The following is a 23,730-nucleotide window of genomic DNA, read 5'->3' on the forward strand; positions in this document are numbered from 1 at the left end:
CTCCTCCTCCCACGGGCCGCGTTCTATTTGCCCTTTTCCTAGAATAGAGGCGGCAGCGCAGACGGCCTGCGCCTAGTGCCAAGAACAACACCACTCGAATACTCCCGAGCTGCTCTTCGTTTAGACCGATGTATGATGGATCGTGCTCGCCTAAAGGCCGCTAAATTGGCTCAAAATTGCAGAGATCCTGCAAAATAGTAATGTCATGCTCATGTTTCCCTTCGCCGCTAGACGTACTCTCTTCGAGGCACTTTCTGCCCAACGCTGAATAGCCGCCCCTGTTCATGCGGTCCTCAACGGGTATTGGGCCGATTGACGTGTGGTTTGACTTGGCCGCAATGCATGAATTGAATTGAATTCCCACGGTTCAAGCGAAGTGTACGGTCCTCAGCGCACGAACAAATCGCAGGATCACCCGTACAAGCCCAAACGAATGCATCGCAGGTGATGGCCCCCCCTGTATTAGTCTCTAGTTCTCAGGACACTCCAGCTCTCTGGAATAGTCGAAGATAGCTTCCGCGCCACTATCCGTTACGAGCACCTGTACGCCGAAGCCGACGCTCAGATTAGGTTCAGGGAAAAGCACCTGGACCAAATGGAAGACCATGCCTGCTCTCAGGACGTGCGGATCATTTTGCTTGAGCTCTACGGCCAAATCCTCCAGCCATCCGGGACAGATGCCGATACCAACCGGGTAGCCTGTCCGGTGAACCAACGCATTGGTCAGGCCTGCGCGAGCGAGAGCACCGCGGCGGGCGGCATCGACATCGCCGCTAGTCGCGCCAGGTGTAATGGCAGCTATAGCCGCATCTAATGCGTTTATAGCACTATCGGCGGCTTTACGGATTGTGTCATTAGGCTTCCCCACCGACCACGTCCGCAACAGGACCGCGCAGTACCGCTTGCAGTTGGCGGCCCCCGAAACTTGGACTAGATCACCGCTCTCTATGCGCCGGCCGGACCAGGTCGCATGTGGAAGTGCGATGCGGGGGCCAGAGACGATATAAGGGGCGCCCGCCTCATACCCACTGCCAGCCAAGATAGCGGCATGATTGAAGGCAGCGGCCACCTCGTTCTCTGTACGCCCGGGTCGCACAACTTCCTGAGCTGCTCTAAAAGCAGCGTTGCGCGCTTCAGCAGCGCGACGGATATACGCGATTTCCTGGGGGGATTTGACCGCGCGTATCTCGGCAAGTACGGGCGATCCGTTAATGAGGCGAGCTTTAGGCAACATACCGCGCAGCCGTTCGTAAGCGCTCACCGGAAGGAACCAGGAACTGGCATCGACGCCGATGGTCATTTTCGCCATGCCTAGATCGGAGAGCGTCTTCGCGAGCACCTCAACCGGCACTTCGGTGTCGTGCCATAGTGCTACATTCTTATAAAACGACAGCCGATCGACGTTGACCTGCTCATAACGACGTACAACAAGAATGGGCTCGCTGGTATGCATCACCACAAGCGCTTGAAAAACGTAGTACCCTCGCGTGATGAAGCCGGAGAGATAGTAAATATTCTCAGGCGAATTGAGCACTAAGCAATCTATTTCGCGCTCCGACATTGCCTTTCGGCACGCTGCAAGGCGCGCTTCGTATTCAGCGGGCGAGAACGGTAGCTGGTCGATCGCATCAAAAGGTAGCAATTCAGAGTGTGTGCTCACTGCTCTATCTCTCCATTGCAGTCCAGAGTCCAAAGTCATCAAGGCCTCGCGCGAGCGGGTATAGTGAAACTGTGCTGAACTTTCCAAGTCGTGACGCGCCACGGGGGCTCAATACGATCACACCTCGCAGCTGAGCACGAGAATCCCGGACCTCCCTACTGATCACCGTTTAAGCGGAAGGTAATGATCATTACCAACAGGTAAAAAGGGTTGCCGACTAAAAGATGCAACGATTGGCTCCTGTTGCAGAAAACCTGAATCACAGAGGTCGCTACTATGCCTCTTGTTTGGCTCAATGTTTCGAGCGCACACGCGGCCGCGAATGGCCGAGAAGCAGGATCCCGCAAGCACCTTCTCGAAGATACCATCAACTCATTTCGCCTTGCCCACAGGCCTTTGAGCAAGGTTCAGTGACTGCGAAACGTATTGCTTCGCGCTGTTTGACGGATTCAGATTTGCCAGCTGGCACTACTCCCTTCGGGTTTTCTGATAAGATGATCTTGTGTCCATTTCGGCACCGTGCGGATACGCTGCATCGGTTCGTTGCTGGTTTGGAAAGAACCGAAGTGCGTTTCCGCGCATGATGCGCTCGATAACCTCAGGCGCTTCTTCGCGTGCGATCCACCCCTCACCGACCAACTCCGACATTGCCTGCGCAATCCCGCGGCGGGCGACGCAGGCATGCCCATAGACTGGCTCAACAGCCGTGTAGTCGCCACCGAATGTGAAGATCTTCTCGGCCGGAATTGACAGCAGAAAATCTTTTAAGAAACGAACGCTGGCCGACGGATTGACGATCCATGACCAAGACATGTCGATAGCCACGTTCGGATAGTGTTTTGCCAGAGCAATGAACTCCTCCTGGTATGGGTAGCCGATGTGCATCAGAGCAAATCGGGTGTCAGGGAAATCTTGCAGTAACCGGCAAAGGTCGGCGGCGTTGTCTCTGACGCGAGCAAGTTGCATTTTACCGCGACCGGCCAGATGGCCCGTATGCAACTTGACCGGCAAGTCGCGCTCACCAGCCTTGCGCACACAGTAGCGGAATAGAAAATCCTGCAGCGCCTTGAGATCATCGGGGCCGAGGGCGTGTCGCGATTGACCGATGTGGTGCAGAAACAGCCGTGACGCATGCGCCTTGGTAACTACCGCAAAATCAAGGGCGCGGGAATAAGCAATTTGGCATTTCGCCGCTACGGCTTTTCGACCATAAGTCGTAAAATAAAAGTCGATGATATCCAACCATTCTTGCAATGACGTTGGTCGATTACCTGTTTCGGTCTCCACGCGATCCAGATCGGCAGCGCTGCACCGGCAAAATTCAAGAATGCTGAGATCCTGCGGCAATAGAGTCGGATGCTTACTTTCCATGAAGATGCGCTCGACAGAATTGACTTGGCAGGTCTCAACGTTGGCGCGCCGCATGATAGCGGCGTAGAAGCCGGGCCGCACAGTTTCGTCGTATCTTTCAGCAATGCGCGGCAGGCTCTCGGCCGTCAGATCATCCTCACCGTAGAGACCGCGAAGCGTATGGCGAAGAGCCTGCGCATACCCGGTGTGGCGAACTCGGGCCCAATAGGGTGCTACAAGCCGATACTTTGCTTCGCCCGAAAGATCCGGCATAAAGAATTTTTGTAGCTCGAATACGGGCATTCCTGCGAGCACCAGATCATCGGTAACATAGTCGCGAAACAGATAAGCCCAGTCGTTACAGGGGAGGAAATCCGAATGGAGCACGCCCGAAGTGCGCATGCTCTCCTCAACGAGATGCTCGTGCGTGTCCACGAACGGCGTCTGCTGGACCCATTCCATGATCTCTTGGTCAGGATATATCACGACTCTCTCCTGCATAGCTGTTGAACGCACAGCCGGAGCTGCTGCTGCGAGATCAGGCGGCTCGTCATATCATGCCTACTAACAACGAAGTGCCCGCGCTTAGAGCCGTAGCCCCCGGGCAGACGCGGTACGAGCGCTCCGCCGACTAGTCACGTCAGGCGCCTCGCCAGACTTCGAACAGAGAGGGCGGCTGTGGGGACTACAGGCTCGAGCGGCCGCTGACATGAGGCTTCCTCCCCAAGGTCCAGAGGCGGTAGTCGAGAGCTGAGCATTGGACGCTTAGATGACCTCGCGACGATACCGACGAATGGTTCCTGATTAGTCCGCCACAGGGCCGATCCTCCGTGCTGTATCAGCGCCCCTCGAAGACGGCTTTGCGTCTCTCGGTGAACGCCCGCACACCCTCCTTGTAGTCGTGGGTCAGTTTCGCTCGTATGTGGTTTTTGGCCTCGTAGTCCAGCAACTCAATCAAGCTTGAGCTAAGGGTGTGATCCAAGTTCTCCTTTATGAAGCGGAACGCGACGGGTGGTCCCTCTGCGAGCGAGACCGCAAGCGCAAAAGCGCTCTCCCGCAAATCGGCATCGGGCACCACTCTGTTAACGAGACCAAGTTCATGCGCTCGTCCCGAATTGATACGGTCGGAGAGGAGCAGAAGCTCACGAGCACGAGCGAATCCGGCCACTCGCGACAGCAACCACGTAATTCCATAATCGCCAGCCAAACCAATGCGCGCGTACGCGGTCGTAAGTATTGCTGATTGCGCGGCAATGCGCATGTCACAGGCAAGGGCGAGTGCGAATCCCGCGCCTGCCGCCGGACCTGCGATGGCGGCAACAGTCGGCTTTTTCATTGTTGCCAAGGCCCCAATAACGGCGCGTTGTTCCTCACACAGCGCTGTAACACGCTCATCAAAAGATGGTTCAACCCTTGCAGTATTCTGGCTCATGCTCTTCACATCGCCGCCCGCGCAAAATGCCGTTCCTGCGCCCGTGACGAGGACAGAACGAACTCGCGGGTCGTCGCCAACTCGTTTGATCAGACCACTCCATGCCTGGAGCATAGAGTCCGAAAGAGCGTTGCGGGCCTCTGGCCGATTAAGCGTGATAACGGCAACTCCGTCACGGACTTCAGCCAAGAGTTCCGTTGTACCGGTATCGATTTCGAGCCTCTTCGTCATCTCTGGTTTCTAGCCTCCTTGTTAAGCCAAATTAGCGGCCCAGACCGCAATGGCGTGATCGAAAACAGTGCCATTTAGAACGGGAGCTTATCTCGCGCGACCGTCGGCAGTCTTGATCGCAAGCATGTCCCACGATGCTCGACTCCGGGACTCGTCTGCCCGGCAACTCCCCGACAACTTTGAGTCCGATTGTGATCAGGATGAGCAATAGCGAGACAGCTGCGATGGTTGGATCAATCTCAAAACGAATACCTTCCCAGATCCGCACGGGAAGCGTTTTGGCACTTGTACCCGAAAGGAAGAGCGCGACTATTACATCATCGAACGACGTGACGAATGCCAAAAATGCAGCCGATATGATGGATGGACGCAGCACGGGAAGCGTCACAAACCAGAAGGCGCGAAGAGGCCCGGCGCCCATCGTCAAGGCCGCAGCCTCCAACGATTCATCAGCGCTTTTCAAGCCTGCGGAAACAGTCACAACGACGAATGGAAGTGCAAGAACAATATGCGCTACCGCGAGGCCGCCTACAGTTCCTAGCAAACTTAGTCGCGCATACACAGCATACAGCGCTATAGCGAGGATCAGAACCGGCACTATCATAGGCGAAATGAGAACCGCAGACACGAGACCTTTGCCAGGAAATCGGCCACGCACGATTGCATATGCGGCCGGGAGACCGATCGCGACGGCGCCAAGCGTAGCGATAACCGCGACCTTGAGACTGTTAATGGTTGGCGCAATCCAGTCCTCGCGCGAGAAATACTTCTCAAACCAACGAACGGAGTACGTTTGCGGAGGAAAGTGAAGATACGCCTCACCAGAAAACGCCAGGGGGACGATCACTAGAATAGGGGCTACGATGCAACCAAGGGTCCCCCAAGCCCAGCACTTTACAAGTAGATGGCCAGAGCCCAATTGGCTAGATTCTATCGCTTCAGATTTGCGTAACGGGAAAAGTCTTGCAAGGATCCGTTCTCGCCAGACTAGCAAGTGAATTGGTCCACGCTGGAAGACGTACCGCACTAAGCGCCCAAGGACTCCAGAAGACGTTTCCACGCTGAGCGTTAGCTCGTAAAGGAGCGTAAGCATGCCCGTTACACAGAATAACAAGACTGACATCGCAGAGGCCAGCCCCCAGTTGTTGAGTTCGTTGACTTGCTTCTCAATTGCCATGACGTAGGTAACATCCGCAAGTCCTCCGAGCAGAGCTGGTATCACAAACATTCCAACCGAAGACATAAACACGAGCAGAGATCCTGCGAGCACCCCCGGCAAACTCAACGGAAACACGATCCAAAAAAACGCTGAAATCGGCCGCGAGCCGAGGCTTTCCGCCGCAGATAGCAGGCGGAAATCTATTTGCTGCAGCGTGCTGTAAAGGGGCAAGACCATGTACGGGAGCATGATGTGCACCATGCCGACATACGTACCTACAGTGTTGTATACAAGCTTAAGGGGCTCGTCGATGAGACCGAGATCCAAAAGCGTCGCGTTTACAATGCCATTGCGCCCGAGTATCACAATCCAAGCAAAAGAACGCACGAGGATGCTTGTCCAAAGTGGGAGCAGGATGAGGAGTATCATAGTTCGCCTTGTCCGCTCCGAGACAAAGCGCATCGCGTATGCGATGGGGTAACCAGCAACCACGCAAAGAAGCGTGATATTCATTGAAAGCAGGAACGTATGAGACAGCACGCGTAACAAGAACGGATCTCTAAACAGTTCCAAATAGTTTGCTATGGTCCAGCTATTTTCTCCAAAGCTCCGAGATACAATTCGCGTGAGCGGATACAAATACAGCGGCAAAAACAGAAGAGCCGCAGGAAGTAACAAGTATACGATGCCAGTCCGGCTTGCGCGTGTCAGCATGATCTTTATCGAGTATGTTTGAAGTTCACGTCCGCATTCAGCCTTGATCAAACGCTTCACTCGTCTGCCGCGGGTTCAACGAACACACGTACGTCCTCGAGATTCCAACCAACCGTCACCTCGTCACCGGCACTCGCTTGAGGAACATGCCCGGGCTTGTTCTGCAATGTTACTTCAATCAAATCTTTTTCGTTGAGAGCCACGCGGTATCTTAAGAGATCCCCAGTGTAGGCGATCCGCTCGATGCGCCCCGGAAATCGTTCCCGCGTAAATGTCGCGGCATTGAGCGCAATGCGTTCTGGACGTAGCATCAAGCGTGCGCGGCCGCTACACCGCGGCGCGACGTCCGGAACACGACAGTGCGCTCCGCCAGCGGTAACGAGCCGCCATCCAGCCGCATCTTCCCGAAGCTCACCCCGCAAGAAGTTGGACGTTCCAAGAAAGTCCGCCACGAAGCTGCACTGGGGCCGCTCATAGAGATCACTTGGCGAGCCGCATTGGACAACCCTGCCGTCCCGCATCACGACCACGCGATCGGACATGATGAGAGCTTCGGACTGATCATGCGTGACGTTAACTATTGTGATGCCAAGATTGCGATGAAGCTCTCGAATTTCAAGCTGCATGTGTTCGCGCAATTTCTTGTCCAATGCGCTCAGCGGCTCATCGAGAAGAAGGACAGGAGGATCAAAAACCAATGCTCGCGCAACCGCAACGCGCTGCTGCTGGCCACCAGAGAGCTCCCGCGGCGCCCGCGCTGCAATATTGGGCAACCGCACTAGATCGAGGACCTCTGCCACTTTTCGATGAATTTCGGCTTCAGGTTTGCGGCGCATGCGGAGTGGAAATGCGATGTTTTCTGCGACTGTGAGGTGCGGAAACAGCGCATAGCTCTGGAAGACCACCCCGAGGTTGCGATGCTGAGGCCTGAGATGGGTGACATCACGGCCGCCAATCGCGATCGCACCTGACGAGGGTACGGTCAATCCCGCGATCATCATGAGTACAGTTGTTTTTCCCGAGCCGCTCGGCCCAAGTAGCGTCACAAACTCTCCAGCAGCAATGTCAATGAAGACATCATCAACTGCTCGAAAGGCGCCGTATTGCTTCGTCAGCCCGAGGAGCTGCACCGAGCCGTTATTCGCCTTCCTGATTTCTCGAGGTCCACTGCTCCCTTGCGTAAGCGAACGTCCCGAAACGGGACTGACCTGTGACGTCACCTCCGCGCTTATCATTTCCCTGCCCCTACTTCAGCTCAGTGAGTTTCAGGCGTGCATACTTTACGCATTGCAGAGGAGCGACACCTTGCGCGCCGCACGGTCCCTGGCTCGCCGCTCCTGCCGCGAGCTGGCGCCAATCTTTCTAATACCATGCATATTGCGGGTTGAAGCCATTCAATCCTTCGCCAAGAGAAGGCTACGCTCGTCTCCTGCTAACTGTACGGTGCTTCATCACTGTTTAGCTCCATAAGCATCGCGCTTTCGCATAAATCCAGCGTTTGCGCGCAATTTTGGCAGAAATCATCTACATCCTTGCTCTCGTCAGCATCCAGCCGTTGAAGTGTAACCGGTATGAGCTCCCACATCCGCAGTGATCAGCGGGCGCGTGCGTAGCGGATCGGCATCCAGTATTGGCGCAGCGCCTCGACGGCCGCTGGAATATCGAGGTGGGCGTTGCGGAGAAAGTCCTCGGTCTCGCGGCCGCTTCGCGGCGGTCCGAGCAGCGGACGGCCCTGATCGTCGCGACAGTGCAGCAGGACGGGTAGCAGCAGGCCGTGATTGACGTTGCTGGTGTCCAGCAACGGCGCCCACGCCGACAGCCTGTAGCCGCATCGCGACATAGAAGCCCTGGCACCAGGGACGCGCATCGATATCGCCATTGGCTTCGCGCCGGTGCATCGGCGCGAACTGGCGAGGCGTGGTCGAAAGGGTCTGGCTGATCTCGTTATGATGCAGCGCGACGGCGGAAATCGCCGCGAACTCCGGGGTGCCGCCGTGGTTGAAAGCATCGGCATCGATGGCGAGCAGCGGGCAGATCCAGTCGAGCGGGCTCATCGACACCGGTCCGGTCACGATCGCGGCGACGTAGCCATCGAGCGTGGGAATGCTGGTGGCGACAGGATGCCGATCAACGCGAGCCTGGAGCCATCGCTCGAGCTTCTCAAGTGGCATCGCGGCTACCGCCATCGCTGACGCTGCTTTATGACGACGCGGGCTCATGCCGCAGCCTGTGCGGTGCGCTGGCGCGCCGCCTTCCAGTTCCAGGCGAGCAGCTCGTGCAGCTGATGGCTCTTGGTTTGCCCGGACAAGATGCGCTCCAGCACGTCGGCCAGGTAGGCCTGCGGATCGAGTTCATGGAGCTTTGCCGTGTTCACGAGCGACGCCAGGATCGCCCAGCTCTCGGCGCCGCCCTCGCTGCCGCTGAACAACGAGTTGCGTCTTCCCATGGCAATCGGGCGTATGGAACGCTCGACCGTGTTGGAATCGACCTCGACGCGGCCGTCGCGGAGAAACAGCGTCAGGCCATCCCAGTGATTGAGCGCATAGTTGATCGCCTCTGCCAGCTTCGACTGGAGAAGAGCTGGCCCACGATCTCGGTCAGTCGCGCCTTGAGCGCCACCATCAACGCTGCGCTCCTGGTGCGGCGGGTGGCCAGCCGCTGCTCCGCACTGTTGCCGCGGATCTCGGCTTCGATCGCATAGACCGCCAGCAGGCGTTCGATCACCTCGCGCGCAAACGGCGACTGCGTCGTTTTGAACACCTCGACGAATTTGCGTCTGGGGCGAGACAAAAGGCGAGCTGGATCGCGCCGCCATGGTCGCGGGCGAGCGCCTTGTAGGCGGCATTGAGCGCGGTTGAGGCCATGCCGCTCTCGATCAGGCGTGGCAACGCCTTCACCTGGACCACGCCATCGGTGCAGCCGCGGCAGGCGTATTTGGGACGGATCGTCCGCAGCACGCGCAGGATCGCCGGGATCACGTCCAGCACCTCGCTGACGTCCTCGCCGATCTTGTGGAGCTGACCCTGGCAGCACGGGCAGGCGGTCGCCTCCGGCTCCAGCACCTGCTCACAGCGCAGCAGGTGCTTGGGCAGCGCGCCGATGTTGCGGCGCGCCTTCTTGCGTAGCTTATCAGACGGCTTCGGCGCAGGCGCATCGTCGTTGGCAGCCGCAGGCGGGGTGGCGCCGGTCTCAAGGTCGTCAAGCTCAAGCGCGAGTTGCTCGGCCACGAGCGTGGCAAGCCGCTTCGAGCGCTTCCCGAAGATCATCTCCTTGAGCGTCTGCATCGCCACGCGCAGCTTCTCGTTCTCGACGTCAAGCGCGAGCACCATCTCGGTCAGAGCCGCCGGATCGGTCGGGAGAGCATCGGGGCGAACCGCCATGATCGAACGATACATGCGCCCACTCCATGCTCCAGCGAAATCCTCACCTCTCAGCCAACAACGGCCGGCTGCTTCACAGGCTTGGGAGAGACACGCGTCCACTCGAGTCCGTCGAGCAGCATCGCGAGCTGCGTCGCACTTAGATGCACCACACCGTCGCGGATCGGCGGCCAGGTGAAACGCCCCTGGTGCAACCACTTCGTCACCAGCACCATGCCGCTGCCGTCCCACGCTAAAAGCTTCACTCTGTCCATGCGTTTGCTGCGGAACACGAAGACGTCGCCACAATACGGGTTCGCACGCAGCGCTTCGCTCACCAGCGCCGACAGCGTGTGCACCGACTTGCGGAAATCGACCGGCTGTGTCGCCAGCACCACCTTGAGGCCAGACCGCAGCGCAATCAACGGATGCCCCGAAGCGCCGACAGCACCGTCGAAAGCGTCGCCAGCTCCACGCCCGGCTCAACCCGGATGCGCGCCCCACTCAGTTCGATCTCGATCACTCCGCAGGCCTTCGCCGGCGGCGCGGCGATCTCCAAAGGCCTCGTCTGTGCTGGCGAACTGCGCTCGGCCTCGCCGGCCGTCTCGCCGTCGCTCTCGGCCCCAATTTGGATCGGCACGAAGCTCGACGCCTTGCCGGCTACCACCGCCGCAACCTGGCGTCGCCACACCGTGAGCAGCCCGCGGGAAACGCCATTGCGTCGCGCCACCTCGGAGATGTTCGCACCTTCCTCAAAGCTCTCCGCCGCGATCCGGGCCTTCTCCTCGCCCGTCCATCGTCGCCGCCGGCGCTCCCCGGTGATTACCTCGACGCGACGATAAGAATCGCCTTCCTGCCTGACATCAAGCATGGCATTTGCCATCGTTCCACCTCCAGCGAACCACTCATGCCAGGCTGTATTGCGCGCAAGCCGAGGGATGGCTAGGTGGGGGCGTCGCGCCGCTTACGTTGAAGTAAGCCCCGGCTGCTCCACGTTCTCCGGCTCAGACTTTGCAGTTCGGGAGTCAACTTTGGATGATTCAACTTCGCGAGGAGGTCGTGGCACAATCGGTGATGACATTGTCTTGGGGCAAATCACTGCGGGCGCTGCCCCCAGGACGTATGCCGTATCGCGAACCGACGCTAAGGCACACTTTCATGAGGACATCCAGTACGGTTCCTGGTCGGTTCGTGCCGCACCATTGGCTACCTTCGTGAGGTTAGACAAGCTCGCGAGCATTAGAACGCGACGCCTTGCCAATGGTGTGTGCACTGCCACCCGCCATCAGTGCGTTTCGCAGTTAGCCAGTCGTACGGAGGCCGCGGTCCGGACCAACCACGAGTGTGTTCGCGCAAACGGTGGCTTACTTTTGCAGGCTCCAGGCGTTCCACAATGCGCTATTGATGGCCTGATTGGTCCTTCCGGATGCGTCCTTCTTCGCCCACCATGCCGCGTTGCGCCAGATCGCTTTAGCGACATTTTCGAGATATGTCGGCAATACCTTCGCGCGATCCAAGGGAATCAAATCGAACGCCTTCTTATTCAAGGGGCCAATAACGAACAGTTTGGCATAAGCTGCCTGGCTGTCTGCCCGAGAGGCGAATTCAATGAACTTCTGCGCATTCTCGACATTCTTCGCGCCCCTCAAAATGCCGCAGTAGCTGTGCTCGATCAGCGCTTGATTCCAGACATAGTCGACTGGGGCGCCCTGTTGCTTTGCCTGCTCGATGCGCCCCTGCTGCGCAGGCCCAATCACCCCTTCACCTGAAACGAGAGCCTCTGTCTCCAGAGCCGCGCTGGTGGCCCATTTGAAAACGTTCGGCTTGATGCGAGAGAACGCGGCATACGCCCGCTCGAAGTCGAGGGGATAGAGGTTCTCCGGAGCAACGCCGTAGGCAAGAAGCACATACTCGATCGGCGGGATCACATAGTTGCCTGCATCGATAATCCGTGGGCCAGGGAATTTCGCGACGTCCCAAACGTCTGCCCAGCTCCTTGGCCCAATTTCTCGTGTATACTTCTTGGTGTTGAAGGCGATAACCTTTGCGTATAGGACCGTCCCCACTCCGGTAGCCTGGACAGCCCCTTTCGGAAAGCCGGTGAAAACGGACTGATCCATCGCGTTGTAGTCAAGCGGCTGAAGTTTGCCTTCGTTTGATAGTTCCACAAATCATGGGGCTGAAGGTCGACCACGTCCCATTCCGGGCTGCCAGTCTCGATCATCGGCCGAAGCTTCGAAATCGAAGGAAAAGTAGCCTCAACAACCTTGATCCCAGTGGCTTTCTCAAAAGGCTTTAAGATGGCCTCTCGTAGAGCGTCTTCGGCCGTCCCTCCCCAGGATGCGACAACTACCTGCCCCTTACCTTGTGCTGAGGCAGAGGCAACCGGGACGAGAAGCGTAACCGCTGCAAAGATACGGCGAGAAAAGCTCGATCCAAAATGCATACTACTGCCCGCAGTAAACGAGTGAGACAGCTCGGTTCGTCTGGGCAAGCTTAACGTAAGCTGACGCTCCGCCACCGGGTAATCAAATGAATATAGAGCCTGCCTGCGCGTAATGACTGCGAATTTTTGGTGAAGATGAAGAAATTCGACAAGCTTAACTGAGCTACTAGCTTTTGGCAGCCTCTTCACCTGGTCTCGTCAAATAGGAGGCGCACAAATTGCAGGGGAACGCGAAAGCCGTTTGTTCTGTGTCAATTCGCGGAGAGGCAAAGGGCGCACCTATCGTCAAAGTAAATCCACCGCCGAGGAGAAGGCTGCGGAGAAGCAATCAAATCCGGAAGTCGCGGCTCGAACAGCCAAGTGTTGAAGGGCAAATCGTGGTACCTCTTGCCGGGTCCAACTCCTCGCGATGTTGCCCGGCAGGCGCCGTTGTCATCGCACGCATTCGGATAATCGTCGCACCGATTCCGCTCAAGATGATCATGGCAATGCCAATCCACCCGCAGCCCGAGATCTTCTCCTCAAAAATCAGGAAGCCTAGAATGGCGGAAAACAGGATGTCGCAATATTGCAGATTGGCGACCAGTAGCGACGCCGTTGGGCTGGTTGAGTTCGAATAAGCCCGCACCACACACCACGCGCCGAGCGATGCGACCAAGCCGATCATGACGAGCCATAGCGTGCCGGGCCACGACAGACCTGACATGCCCGTGAACCACATCCACACCGCACCGCCAAGCGCATTTGTTGTCGAGAAATAGAACACGGTTCGAGTAGTTGGCTCTCCCAATTTTCCCAGTGCGATGATTTGCTTGTATGCGACAGCACCAAGCAAGCCTGACAACAAACCCAAAGCGCCTGCAAAGAGCTGCCCCTCTGGCAAGTCAGGTAGTAGCAGGAGTAGCACACCTCCAAATCCAGTGACTATGGTCAAACCATGCCACGCATTAATCGGTCCGAGCTCGTCTCGTGATTCGGCCCTCTCCGAAAGCAAGCGAGCAGCGATTATGAATACAGCGATCCAAAGGCTACTTGTGCTAATCAGCGCGTTGGCAGTGGCAAGCGGAAGGAATGTGACCGCATAGAACCATGCAGCAAGTGAGCCGAACGAGACAAGGCCACGCCACGCGTGCCGCCGCGCGAAGTCGGTCCGGAGGGAAACGCCTTCCCAGCGGGCAAAGCCCCACATGCAAAGCATACCAATGAGGCTACGACAGAAAATTATTTCCGCGGTGGTGAAGTGTGCCGCTGCAAGCTTGATGCACGCGCCCATGACGGCAATAAGCACTGAACCAACAATTATCCAAATAGCTTGCATGGAGAACGAGACCGCCGCACCATCAGCTTGATTGGTGCTGAGGAGACGCGCTCACATCTAAGCGCATCAGTGGGAGATGAATCTATTCGGGCCACGCGCGCTCGCGCTTATGGCGCGCAAGAATATTATACGGAGATTTTTAATCGGTTTCGTGCGATGCCTCGCGTCTTCACGCCTAAATTCGGCGTTTCATGCCACCATTGAGCCAGGCTCATCCAGAAGAACCTCTTGTAAGCGCGAGGCACATTCGTGGAGGCACACGTGCGGAAAAGACGGGAGGTCAAACGCGGGGCAGCAGCCGGCAGCCATTGTCGTATATCTAATGGAGAAGTTTATCCTCAACGTCACGCTTCTAGGCCGAATGAGAAGTGCGTCTCGAGCGGTCTGCTCTTACAGGCCCACCGATCTGCCGCCGGCTACCAGCTGTCGATCCAGCGCAATTTCTTTTCCGTTCTCCGGGGAACCGGTGGTAAACTCCTCAGGCCCGCCATGATCCATTTTCGCGTGTCGGCAGGATCAATCACATCGTCCAGGCCATGCCGGTCGCGCGCGAGAGTGCGCGACCTTTAGCATAGGCATCGGCAACCAACTGATCGAACCTCGATTTGCGGGCTGGTGGATCCGATATTGCATCGAGCTCGTTGCGATAATCGAGTTTGACGTAACCTTCCAGCCCCATGAAGCCGAATTCGCCTGTTGGCCAGTAAACGACGAACATCGGAGCCTCGAAGCTGCCGCCGGTCATAGCGGTGGACCCCAAACCGTAACTCTTGCGCAGAACCACCGAGAAGATCGGCACGGTTAGATTTGAGCCAATCACGAACAGACGTGAGCAGTGCCGGATGAGTCCCGTCTTCTCCGCTTCAGGACCAATCATGCAGCCTGGCGTATCGGACAGGGACAGAACCGGAAGGTCGAAAGCTTCGCAAAGCTGCAAGAACCGGGCGGCTTTGTCCGAGGCATCGGAATCGATAGCTCCGCCCAAGTGCATCGGATTGTTGGCGATCAGGCCCATGGGTCGGCCCTCGATACGGAGGGGCGGTGATCATCGACTGGCCAAATTTCGGCCGAAGTTCCAGCACGCTGTTCTTATCTACAAGCGTGGTAATTAGCTTCCGAATGTCGTAGCCGCGAAGGCGCTCCTCGGGAATTGCCCGCCTGAGCAGTCTCTGGTCGGAACAGGACCAGTCCTCCACAGGTCCCTGGAAGTAGGACAGATAACGTTTGGCGACGGCGACCGCCTCCGCCTCGTCCTCTACCAGAACATCGATCGTTCCGTTGCTTTGCATCACATTGGCGGGCCCAATCTCTTCTGGCCGGAACACACCTAAGCCGCCGCCCTCCACCATGGATGGTCCGCCCACACCCAGCGCCGAGTTCTTCGTGGCAATGACCACATCGCGGCAGCCGAGGAGCATGGCGTGGGCGGCGAAGCAACGGCCAGAAACGATGCCTATCAAAGGAACGGCGCCGGAGAGTCGCCCCACAGCTCGAATAGACGGTCATAACGTCCACCTTGATCAAGGTCGAAGCACGCCCCCCGTGCACCACCCCCTTCGGTGAAGATCACGAAAGGCAGCTTCCAGCGCAATGCCAGCTGGCACATGCGGGCGAGCTTCCAGCGACTGTTGACGGCCGTTGTACCTGCCATCACAGTATAGTCAAAACTGACGACTGCGGCGCGGGCTAAATGCTTGTCAAATTTGTCGCCGTTGATCGATGCCAAGCCAGCCGTCAGCGGGCGTGGTGTCGATGAGTTCCTCGACTGGCCTGTCGCTCGCCGCCACCGCCAGCGAGCTGTATTCCATGAAGCTTTCATCATCTACGAGATCGGCGATATTTTCCCTTGCCGTACGTTGACCACTCTTGCGCCGCTTTGCCACCGCGGCGGGACGAGCCTCATCGAGCACTCGTCTGTGTCGTTCAAGTACCTCAGCAAGGTCGGGGCGAATTCCGTCGAGGTCGACGCTTTCCTCCGCCTGTCCCGCCACACCTGCCCCCTCGATCACCTCCAAATAGGCGAGCGGATGTCCCTCGAACACGGTATCGCCCACTGCAACACACAGCTCGCGCACGATTGCCGAACTCTCAGCGGAAATCACATGCTCCATCTTCATGGCTTCGATCACCATCAGCGCCCGACCGGCGCGGACCGTCTCGCCGACGGCGGCCAAGATGTTGATCACAGTGCCCTGCAACGGGGCGCGCAATGGCTCGCTTCCTTGCGCTTCTTCTGACTCTGCCTCTACCGAACGACGAGGGGCCTGCCTGCCGAGTTTAAGCACTGCTAGCGGATCATTCGGGTCCACCTGATGGCCGGCACGCTTAGCGTTCGCCGGCGGCGCCCCGCCAATAGCAGCATCGAAATACAACTTCGGGTGTGCCTGCGGCTCTCCTATGAGCCGCTTCATACTTTCTTCGATGAAACGGGTGTGAACCTCGCCGGCGGCTACTGCGGGATATGTCAGCAGATTCTGCAAAAAGGTGATGTTGGTTGGTAAGTCTTCGATGCGGAATTCCGACAGCGCCCGATAAGCTTTTGCGATGGCTCGCGACAGGCCGCCAACGTCCGAATGCACAATGAGTTTGGCTAGGAGAGAATCAGAATCTGGCGGAGGTGCGGTATCCGGCATAGCCGAAAGCGTCGACCCGAACGCCAGGCCCAAACGGTGGTTCAAAAACGGTGAGCGTTCCGCCCGCCGGCCTCGCCGAGCCATCAGGAGCCATGGTCTCAAGATTTACCCGGACCTGCACCGCATGACCGCGAGGTGGTGGGATCCGGCACTGGGTGAGCTCAAGGTCCGCAAGCCTACGACCTGCCGCGACCTGCAACTGGATACGCACCAGATCGAAGTCCAGTCACTTCTTCGGTGACCGTGTGCTCCACCTGTAGCCGGGCGTTGCCTTCGATAAATACGAAGTGCTCTTCGGTACGGGCATCGACTAGGAACTCCATTGTCCCCAAACCGCGATAGCCACTGGCTTCACCCAGCGCAACGGCGGCGGCAAAGAGCTGCTCTCGTATGCTCGTCGGTAGAACGTCGGCAGGCGCGATCTCGACGAGCTTTTGTCGCTGGCGCTGCAGGCTGCATTCGCGGTCCCACAAGTGTGAAATGCTTTCGCCATCGCCTACGATCTGCACCTCGGTGTGCCGAGCCATGGGCAGGAACTGCTCGATATAGAGACTGCCGTTCCCAAGGCCCCTTTAGCCTCCGGGGCGCAGCGCTCGAAAACACTTGCGAGTTCGTCAGCAGACACCGCCGGCCGCAAGCCGCGCCCGCCACCGCCTGCTATTGCCTTGACCATCACCGCCCCGCCGCGACCCAAAGATTGGAGGAACGCTTGTGCCTGCTCTAGGCTTGTCGGCCCCTTCGTCCCAGGCAGGATCGGCACGCCGCATTGCCGCGCCAGAGCTCGTGCGTGGGCCTTATCTCCGAACAGCTCCAGGGTGGTCGGCTGCGGCCCCACAAACGTCAGGCCAGCCACGGAGCACGCCCGAGCGAAGCGGGCGTTTTCCGACAGGAAGCCGTACCCCGGATGGACGGCGTCACAACCAGTGCGCTCCGCCGCAGCAATCACTTGATCCGAGTCAAGGTAAGCGGCTGGTCCTGAGCCTTTCAACGCGACCGCCTCATCTGCCCGCCGAGTATGCAATGAGGCAGCGTCATCCTCGGAATGGATAGCCACCGTCTTGATTCCCATCTCGGCAGCTGTTCGCGCAATACGAACCGCGATTTCCGCGCGGTTAGCGATCAACAGTTTCATCACTTGCGCACCTCCTCGCCACATGCAGGAAAGAGCGCGTGCGCCGGCCAATCACCGCAGGGCTGGCAAGCTTGCATTTCCATTGTGTGCTCCTCGCACTCCTGATGTCCGTCAATTGCTCGGATTCTCAGTAATCGTCAGAGCCATTTCGAAATAGGCCCGCAACGCATATGTGCGTCCAACTCTGGACGGCAGATTTGACGCCGGCCTCTCCTTGAGAGGTGCTCGTCAAACAGCGGGATTCGCCTTTCTCGCAATCAGGCAGTCGACGGCTGTGAGACCTTTGCCGTCGGCTGCGAGGATGATGGGATTGATGTCGATTTCGCCGATCTCGTCCGCCAGGTCGGCGCACAGCGTGCCGAACTTGACGATGCACTCCGCCAGTCCATCCAGGTCCGCCCTTGTCCCACCGCGGGCGCCGCGCAACACGCTCGCTGCCCGAAGTTCGCCAATTGCAGCCTGGACATCTGCAGCATCGAAAGGTGGCATCAGGACACGCACGTCCTTCAGCGCCTCAACCCAGATCCCGCCGAGGCCGAAGGCAATGACTGGCCCGAATTGTGGATCAAACTTGGCGCCGAGCATTACCTCGATGCCGGGCTTGGCCATCTCCTGCACCACCATCCCGGCGATCTTGGCTTCGGGGCGACACGAGCGGACCGAGGCAATGATCTGGTCGAAGGCTGCCGCAGCTGCTTCGGCTGAGGAGATGTTCAGCACGACACCGCCTATATCCGTCTTGTGCAGGATTTCGGCAAATTCCACCTTCATGACGACAGGAAAGGTCAAATCCTGCGCTATACGCCCCGCTTCATCGGCTCCGGTTGCGAGCGCTTCACGAGTAACCGGAATGCCATAGAGCGCCAGCAGGCGCTTGCCTTCCCGCTCCGTCAAAACTCCACCTTTGGCCTCGCGCAGCAGGCGCACGGCGTCTTGATATCGCTCGCTTCGCCGACCCCAGTGTTGGGACAGCTGGTTGCTCGACTTGCGCTCACGCAGAAATTCCGAATAGCCAATAAGCGCAGAAAGAGCCTTCAGCCCAGTTCCCATACCCTGCAGAAAGGGCATGCCGTCAAAATCAACTTGAGGGTCAATCATCGCGATGTGAGGATCAGGAGTGGGATAGAAATGCCCGCCTGGAATACTCATTATCGGGAAGACAACGTGCGGCGCTGCTGTCGCGGCTATCTTCAGCGCTTGCCCAACATTTTGCGCCATATCAAGAGGCGAAGGGAAGCTCCGTCCAAAAGCGACCAAATCATAGGCGCCGCAAGTAGCAAGCGCCCTGAAAGATGCCTCCAAGACGCGTGCATCGTACGCGCCTTGTGCGGTGATATCGAGCGGGTTGTCGGAATTAGCGAACTCGGGCAATAAGCCATCGAGCCGAGCCTTCACTGCGGGGGGCAACGGCGGGAACTCGATGCGGCAGGGCTCGGCGAGATCCGACAACATGCTGTTCGCGCCGCCAGACCAAGAAACGAACGCGACGCGCCGACCGCATGGGCGCTTGGTTGCCGACAGCGCAGCCGCGGTCTCGATGAGATCATCCAACGTGTCGACCCTGACTACGCCCAGCTTTTTGAGCACAGCATCGATTGCCACATCAGAGCCCACCAGCATCGAGGCAGGCCTCGTTACCCACCGTGACGACCCGACCGATGCCGATCCCACGGGCCAGCGGCGGCGGGACAAGGCTGCAAACGACCATGCCACTCTGCAGCACGGCACTGATGCCACCGGCCTTCATGGTGTGGTATGTAGCAGCCATTGCGATCAGCCCGTTGGCCGCATTCAGCAGGCCGAGGCAGTTCGGGCCAGCGACTGGAATACTCGTTCGTCGGGACCATTCAACGAGCCGGGCCTGCCTCGCGGCACCTTCAGTTCCCTGATCGGCAAAGCCATTTGAGATGATCTGGATCGCCCCCACGCCAGCGGCCTCGCAATCACCAAGAACGGCTGGAATGCCGACACCGGGAATGCCGACCAGGGCAAGGTCGACGGGATGCGGGATTGCTGTCAGACTTGGAAAGCACGGCAGCGCACCTATCTGCTCGTAGCGAGGATTAACCGCAAACAATTTGCCTGAGAAGCCCCAATGGTTCAGGTTCTTGAGTATTTCTGTAGCCATCCCCCGTTTGGAGAAGCTCCGACGACTGCGATGGATCCAGGCCAAAGAATCGGTTGATCGCGTCGACGGAATCCAAAGTCGCTATCATTCTCTGTCGTCTCCGAGGCGCATACTCGACGGCGTTCAGCACCGCTCCCCCGCATCACGCTGGTACATTTTCGGTGTCAAAGGAGCATCAAGTACTGTCCGCGAATACGTCGCGTGCCGAAGTCATTTTGCTCAAATCTCGCGCGAACAGTTGCCAAGCCCACATGCTCTTGGGCAAGAACGACTTGGTGAGCTAAATCGACGATGCTTGGGAGCTGCGCAAGGCGGCCTGCCGTGAACCGACGCGGGCCGACAGAAAACGTTGTTGGGTGGCGCGCGGCCTCGAAGTTTTTCCAGGTCCCCAGCTCCGCCCTCGAAGAGCAGCGAGTCCGCCTCCTTGGGCTCGAGCGGTAACACGTCGCCACGGCCGTTGATAGTGAAGAGGACTTCGCCGCCGCCCTCCTCATTACCGATCTGCCACCAGCGCCGCGCCAAAAAAACCTCGCTCGGCCGCGCCAACATCGCAAATGCGCGCCGATTCTCGTAATTGACCACCTCGATGCCGAGTTCTTCCTCCATAGCCCCACTCGCCCTCCTTACGAGCTTAGCAAGATAGGCGGACCTGCCGGCCCGCGCCTCGGCATTAATTTGAGTCTCGACGATGACCACGAACATGATCACTCACACCGACCTCTTTCACGAACGTAGCAGTCAAGCTACACTGCGACCCGGCAGCAGCTTTTGCTGCGACCCCGGTCAATTGCGCATCACTTCTGGAGATTCCGCAACCGCGCGTCTGCGATTTCCTTGTGGTCGTCGCGACCGAGCCGGCCCGATAAATAGAGCGGATGACTTTCACGCTTCGTCAGTGCAGTGTACCGACCTTCTGTGCTCTATCATTCGCGTCATCCTGGCGTTGACAGCCTCTCGTCGTCGACAGGCAGGATCTCGGTGCGGTCAACTCGCGTTACTTAGCCACCGCCCAAGCTCACGCGAACCTCCCCGTCGACAACGTTCACCTTGCATTTGCGCAGCCGCATCTCCTTCGGAGCTAGACAACGCCCAGTAGCCAGATCAAATTCGTGCCCATGCCACGGACAGATGAGGATCTCGCCATCCCGACTCCAGTGGAATTTCCAGCCCGTATTGGCGTTGCAGCTCATCTCGCCGCCCACCGGTCCGGCGCATACTGGCCCGTATTGATGCGGACAGACATTGATCAGAGCATGCAGATTGCCATTGACGTTGTATACGCCGACCTCCTGCGTGCCGACCTGAACGATTTTGTGTGCGCCGGGCGGAAATTCGCTTGCCAGTCCGACCGGATATTCGGTCGCCGCGCGCGCCGACCGAACCGTCTTCATCTCGGCCTCGGCAGTGCGCCCGGCCATCTCGCGATTGTTGTTCATACTCGCTGTCCCTCTCTTTCGCGAGCCTCTCGGGCCTCGGCAGCTTGAAGAGGCTCAGCGCGTTCTCGCCCATGATCTTCCGGCGCTGCTCCTGCGTCAGCGGCAGCCGAGCCAGGCTCCGCGGATGGTCGAAGTCGTGGTGCGGCCAATCTGAGGCGAACAATGTGCGGTCAGCACCACCATAATGCTCCATGGTCTCGACCAAGTGCTTCGGATTGACTGGCTCCTCCAGCGGCTGTGTGACAAACCACATCTGCCGCTTCATGTAATCACTCGGCCGCTCCTCTAAGAATGGCACGCTTCGGCGATACTCGTGGTGATACCTATCCATGCGCCACATCATAAAAGGCGCCCAGCCCACACCGGCTTCAGTGAAGACGATTTTGAGCTTGGGGTAGCGCACCGGCACGCCGGTGTGCATCAAGCTCACGAGGTTTGCCATCATCGCGAAGGGATGCCCGATTACTTGCCTTGCAAAGTGGTTTTCGAATTGGTTGAGCTGAGTGGGGAATGCCGGGGAGATCACCGTCACACTATGCAGCATGACCGGAAGGTCCGCAGCCTCTGCGGCAGCCAGGATGCGATCGTAGCGGCGATGACCCCAGAGCGGGTCGACGCCGGCGGTCGGCAGGTAGACGGCAACAACGCCCGGCGTCCCCGCGTAGCGCTCGATCTCCTTGGCTGAGTTGTCCGGGTTCTGCGGACAAGCCATGATAGCACCGTAGAGGCCGTTACCCTCGCGAACCCACTCGGCTACGATCCAACGATTGTAGGCGCGCGACAACGCCGTGGCGTACTCGATGTTCGGCAGTTGCGCAAAGCCCAGCAGGTGATCCGGCAGCAGGATGCCGTAATCGATTCCCAGCGCATCGAGCTCGTCGCGCATCGCCTGCGGGGTGTCAACACTCCGCAGCCGGTCGTCCCCCAGGGACCGACGGGCCCAGAACGAAAGCGGGAGAATAGCCGGGAATGTCCAGGTAGCGCTGCGGGATATTGCTGAGAATCTCGAGCGTCTTGCGCCACGGCATTTCGCAATGAGGAGCGAGGTATTGCGGAAGATCGTTGACGTGGATATCACAATCTACGACCACCATTCCGTCTTTCGCCACACTATTGTTTTGTACAGACATCGTCTCACCTTTCCTCCGTCCTCATTGACGCGCTTATCCACGCGCAACTACCACACTTGTTTTGTTGGCTTTTCAGCTGCTCCTCCGGTTTTATTCACTCAGCGAAAAAGAAAACTGCGAAATTCCGTCTGATGGCGCACAATCAAGCGATTTTACTCAAGTAAGCGCCGGAATTCTTCGTGACGATAAATGAAGCAGCAGCGGGGATGTCCCCAAACGGAGCTGGGTCTAGTCTTCTGAATCGAAAGTGTTGTTGCCGTCTTGACAGGAGTGATTTGAAAAGCGTCACTTTTCGGCATGGAGAGGCCAGGTTTGGTCTGATAAAGTCGACGGCGAGCGCAGCGACGCCGCTTTCGGGATATATCAAAGGTCTTGCGAGCGCGATCGGGCAAGCAGGCCCGACTAAACCTGATCGTGGTTGCTGCACTGCGTCGATTGAGGCCGTCTAATCGAAAGAGTGGTGAGCCGATGGGGCGGCCATTGACGGCACCTGAGCTGTTTCGATTCATGATCTCGCGATTCGATAGCAAACCTAATGCGATCGCCCAGTTCAGCCGCACAAATCCATTGCTTGGTTACGGATCTAATAAAGCGCGCATCTTCCGGTGAACAACGCATGTGACTTATCTGCTCGACGGATATCCGGGTGTGTTCGCGCAGCTCGCTTAAGAAAGCCCTTTGGTCGCTTCCGCGCTTCTCAACATACTGAAGACAGTCAACTTTCAATTCCGCAACTGATCTAGGGAAGTCACGATCATGAAGGCGGCTAATGTCGTCGAGGATCCAAACAAGCCCCTCGAAAGACATAGGTTAGATGCCCTGCGTGGCGCCCCCTCAAACCATCCAGTTCGATCGTGGTCGAGTAGCTCGGCCATTTGGCTTTGCCCTCACAGATCCGGGCAGGCGGCTTTCCCGCACCCGGCTCTTCCCGAGGGTAACCCGCGCCATATCCGCGCCTGCGACCATGTGCGAGTGATTCGTGGAGTTGGCAGGCGGAAGCGTGCCGTCAGGTCTCGAACTCCGGCCAGCCCATGCGCCGACTTTTCTGGCTACGCCGTCTCAGACAACGCAGCCAGGTCCGACGCACTTCGCGGTAGAAGTCCTTGAGCGCTGGATAATTGTGCGGCCTGCCATAATAGCCATTGTGCCCGCGCAGAACGGCGGCGAACCACTCGTGCTGCGTTGCCAGTGGCGCGTGCATGAGCCGCCAGGCCTCCTGGCGCAAGGCCGTCAGCTTGCGCGTCAGGCATTTCCCTTCCGTCTTCTGCTTCACGATGAACCGGCCATCTCGTGTCCGCCCGCAGTAGTGGGTAAAGCCGAGGAAGGCGAAGGTCTCTGGCCGCCGCTCGCCCCGCCGCTGACGCGAGAGGGCCGCGAACCACCAAACTCGATCAGCCGCGTCTTGTCCTGATGGAGCATCAAGCCGAAGCCGGCCAGCCGCGCCTTGAGGGTTCCCGCGCATCTGCCTTGTTCTCGAAGCCCATGACGAAGTCGTCTGCGTAGCGCACGATCACGATACGACCGCGTGCGCAGCGACTACGCCATTTCTGGGTCCAGAGATCGAGGATGTAGTGCAGGAAGATGTTGGCAGGAGCGGGCTGA

General features: G+C 58.3%; 18 protein-coding genes and 4 pseudogenes. All 22 read right to left on the reverse strand.

The window, feature by feature from the left end:
• Nucleotides 1-469: 469 nt before the first annotated feature.
• A complete protein-coding gene (locus ACSKB8_RS03020; RefSeq protein WP_438102402.1) occupies nucleotides 470-1,762 on the reverse strand; it encodes a M24 family metallopeptidase in 1,293 nt (430 codons plus the stop codon).
• Between the two features lie 366 nt (nucleotides 1,763-2,128).
• On the reverse strand, nucleotides 2,129-3,496 hold the full coding sequence (locus tag ACSKB8_RS03025; protein ID WP_438102404.1) for an amidohydrolase family protein: 1,368 nt from the start codon (nucleotides 3,494-3,496) through the stop codon (nucleotides 2,129-2,131).
• A 352-nt stretch (nucleotides 3,497-3,848) separates the two neighbouring features.
• Nucleotides 3,849-4,673 carry an enoyl-CoA hydratase-related protein gene (locus ACSKB8_RS03030; protein WP_438102406.1) on the reverse strand — a complete coding sequence of 275 codons (825 nt, stop codon included), beginning with the start codon at nucleotides 4,671-4,673 and terminating at the stop codon, nucleotides 3,849-3,851.
• Nucleotides 4,674-4,704: 31 nt separating this feature from the next.
• Entirely contained in the window at nucleotides 4,705-6,606 is a 1,902-nt protein-coding gene (locus ACSKB8_RS03035) for an ABC transporter permease subunit (protein ID WP_438102408.1), read from the reverse strand.
• On the reverse strand, nucleotides 6,603-7,676 hold the full coding sequence (locus ACSKB8_RS03040) for an ABC transporter ATP-binding protein (RefSeq protein ID WP_438102410.1): 1,074 nt from the start codon (nucleotides 7,674-7,676) through the stop codon (nucleotides 6,603-6,605). Before ACSKB8_RS03040 ends, ACSKB8_RS03035 begins: the two co-directional genes overlap by 4 nt.
• Nucleotides 7,677-8,140: 464 nt before the next feature.
• Nucleotides 8,141-8,413 carry a hypothetical protein gene (locus tag ACSKB8_RS03045; RefSeq protein ID WP_438110880.1) on the reverse strand — a complete coding sequence of 91 codons (273 nt, stop codon included), beginning with the start codon at nucleotides 8,411-8,413 and terminating at the stop codon, nucleotides 8,141-8,143.
• 10 nt (nucleotides 8,414-8,423) lie between these two features.
• A pseudogene (locus ACSKB8_RS03050) lies at nucleotides 8,424-8,765 on the reverse strand (UPF0149 family protein); the annotation flags it as partial.
• Nucleotides 8,762-8,992 (reverse strand): transposase domain-containing protein, encoded by a 231-nt coding sequence (locus tag ACSKB8_RS03055; RefSeq protein WP_438110365.1) that lies wholly within the window; start codon nucleotides 8,990-8,992, stop codon nucleotides 8,762-8,764. The pseudogene ACSKB8_RS03050 and the gene ACSKB8_RS03055, both read right to left, overlap by 4 nt.
• Before the next feature lie 12 nt (nucleotides 8,993-9,004).
• Nucleotides 9,005-9,306: pseudogene (locus ACSKB8_RS03060) on the reverse strand (IS66 family transposase); the annotation flags it as partial.
• Nucleotides 9,267-9,941: an IS66 family transposase zinc-finger binding domain-containing protein gene (locus tag ACSKB8_RS03065; protein ID WP_438102412.1), complete on the reverse strand. Its 675-nt coding sequence runs from the start codon at nucleotides 9,939-9,941 to the stop codon at nucleotides 9,267-9,269. The pseudogene ACSKB8_RS03060 and the gene ACSKB8_RS03065, both read right to left, overlap by 40 nt.
• A gap of 35 nt (nucleotides 9,942-9,976) precedes the next feature.
• The gene (gene tnpB / locus ACSKB8_RS03070; RefSeq protein WP_438102414.1) at nucleotides 9,977-10,330 is read right to left on the reverse strand and encodes an IS66 family insertion sequence element accessory protein TnpB; all 354 of its coding nucleotides are present in this window, start codon (nucleotides 10,328-10,330) and stop codon (nucleotides 9,977-9,979) included.
• Nucleotides 10,327-10,788, reverse strand: a complete 462-nt coding sequence (gene tnpA / locus ACSKB8_RS03075) for an IS66-like element accessory protein TnpA (protein WP_438102415.1) — start codon at nucleotides 10,786-10,788, stop codon at nucleotides 10,327-10,329. Before tnpA ends, tnpB begins: the two co-directional genes overlap by 4 nt.
• Nucleotides 10,789-11,269: 481 nt before the next feature.
• Nucleotides 11,270-12,025, reverse strand: a complete 756-nt coding sequence (locus ACSKB8_RS03080; RefSeq protein WP_438102417.1) for an extracellular solute-binding protein — start codon at nucleotides 12,023-12,025, stop codon at nucleotides 11,270-11,272.
• Nucleotides 12,026-12,679: 654 nt separating this feature from the next.
• A complete protein-coding gene (locus tag ACSKB8_RS03085) occupies nucleotides 12,680-13,669 on the reverse strand; it encodes a DMT family transporter (protein ID WP_438102419.1) in 990 nt (329 codons plus the stop codon).
• A 416-nt stretch (nucleotides 13,670-14,085) separates the two neighbouring features.
• Nucleotides 14,086-17,458: pseudogene (locus tag ACSKB8_RS03090) on the reverse strand (carboxyl transferase domain-containing protein).
• Between the two features lie 204 nt (nucleotides 17,459-17,662).
• Nucleotides 17,663-19,054, reverse strand: coding sequence for an acetate--CoA ligase family protein (locus tag ACSKB8_RS03095; RefSeq protein WP_438102421.1), 1,392 nt, complete (start codon nucleotides 19,052-19,054; stop codon nucleotides 17,663-17,665).
• A complete protein-coding gene (locus ACSKB8_RS03100; RefSeq protein WP_438102422.1) occupies nucleotides 19,038-19,607 on the reverse strand; it encodes a CoA-binding protein in 570 nt (189 codons plus the stop codon). Before ACSKB8_RS03100 ends, ACSKB8_RS03095 begins: the two co-directional genes overlap by 17 nt.
• Before the next feature lie 174 nt (nucleotides 19,608-19,781).
• Complete coding sequence (locus tag ACSKB8_RS03105) at nucleotides 19,782-20,264, reverse strand: hypothetical protein (protein ID WP_438102424.1); 483 nt, start codon at nucleotides 20,262-20,264, stop codon at nucleotides 19,782-19,784.
• Nucleotides 20,265-20,560: 296 nt separating this feature from the next.
• A complete protein-coding gene (locus ACSKB8_RS03110) occupies nucleotides 20,561-20,998 on the reverse strand; it encodes a Rieske (2Fe-2S) protein (protein WP_438110366.1) in 438 nt (145 codons plus the stop codon).
• Between the two features lie 52 nt (nucleotides 20,999-21,050).
• Nucleotides 21,051-21,884, reverse strand: a pseudogene (locus ACSKB8_RS03115) (amidohydrolase family protein); the annotation flags it as partial.
• 13 nt (nucleotides 21,885-21,897) lie between these two features.
• Entirely contained in the window at nucleotides 21,898-22,128 is a 231-nt protein-coding gene (locus tag ACSKB8_RS03120; protein ID WP_438102426.1) for a hypothetical protein, read from the reverse strand.
• Between the two features lie 1,006 nt (nucleotides 22,129-23,134).
• Entirely contained in the window at nucleotides 23,135-23,401 is a 267-nt protein-coding gene (locus ACSKB8_RS03125; RefSeq protein WP_438102428.1) for a hypothetical protein, read from the reverse strand.
• Between the last annotated feature and the right edge of the window lie 329 nt (nucleotides 23,402-23,730).

This window comes from Bradyrhizobium sp. BR 1432 (assembly GCF_051547705.1).
GTDB classification, from domain to species: Bacteria; Pseudomonadota; Alphaproteobacteria; order Rhizobiales; family Xanthobacteraceae; genus Bradyrhizobium; species Bradyrhizobium zhanjiangense.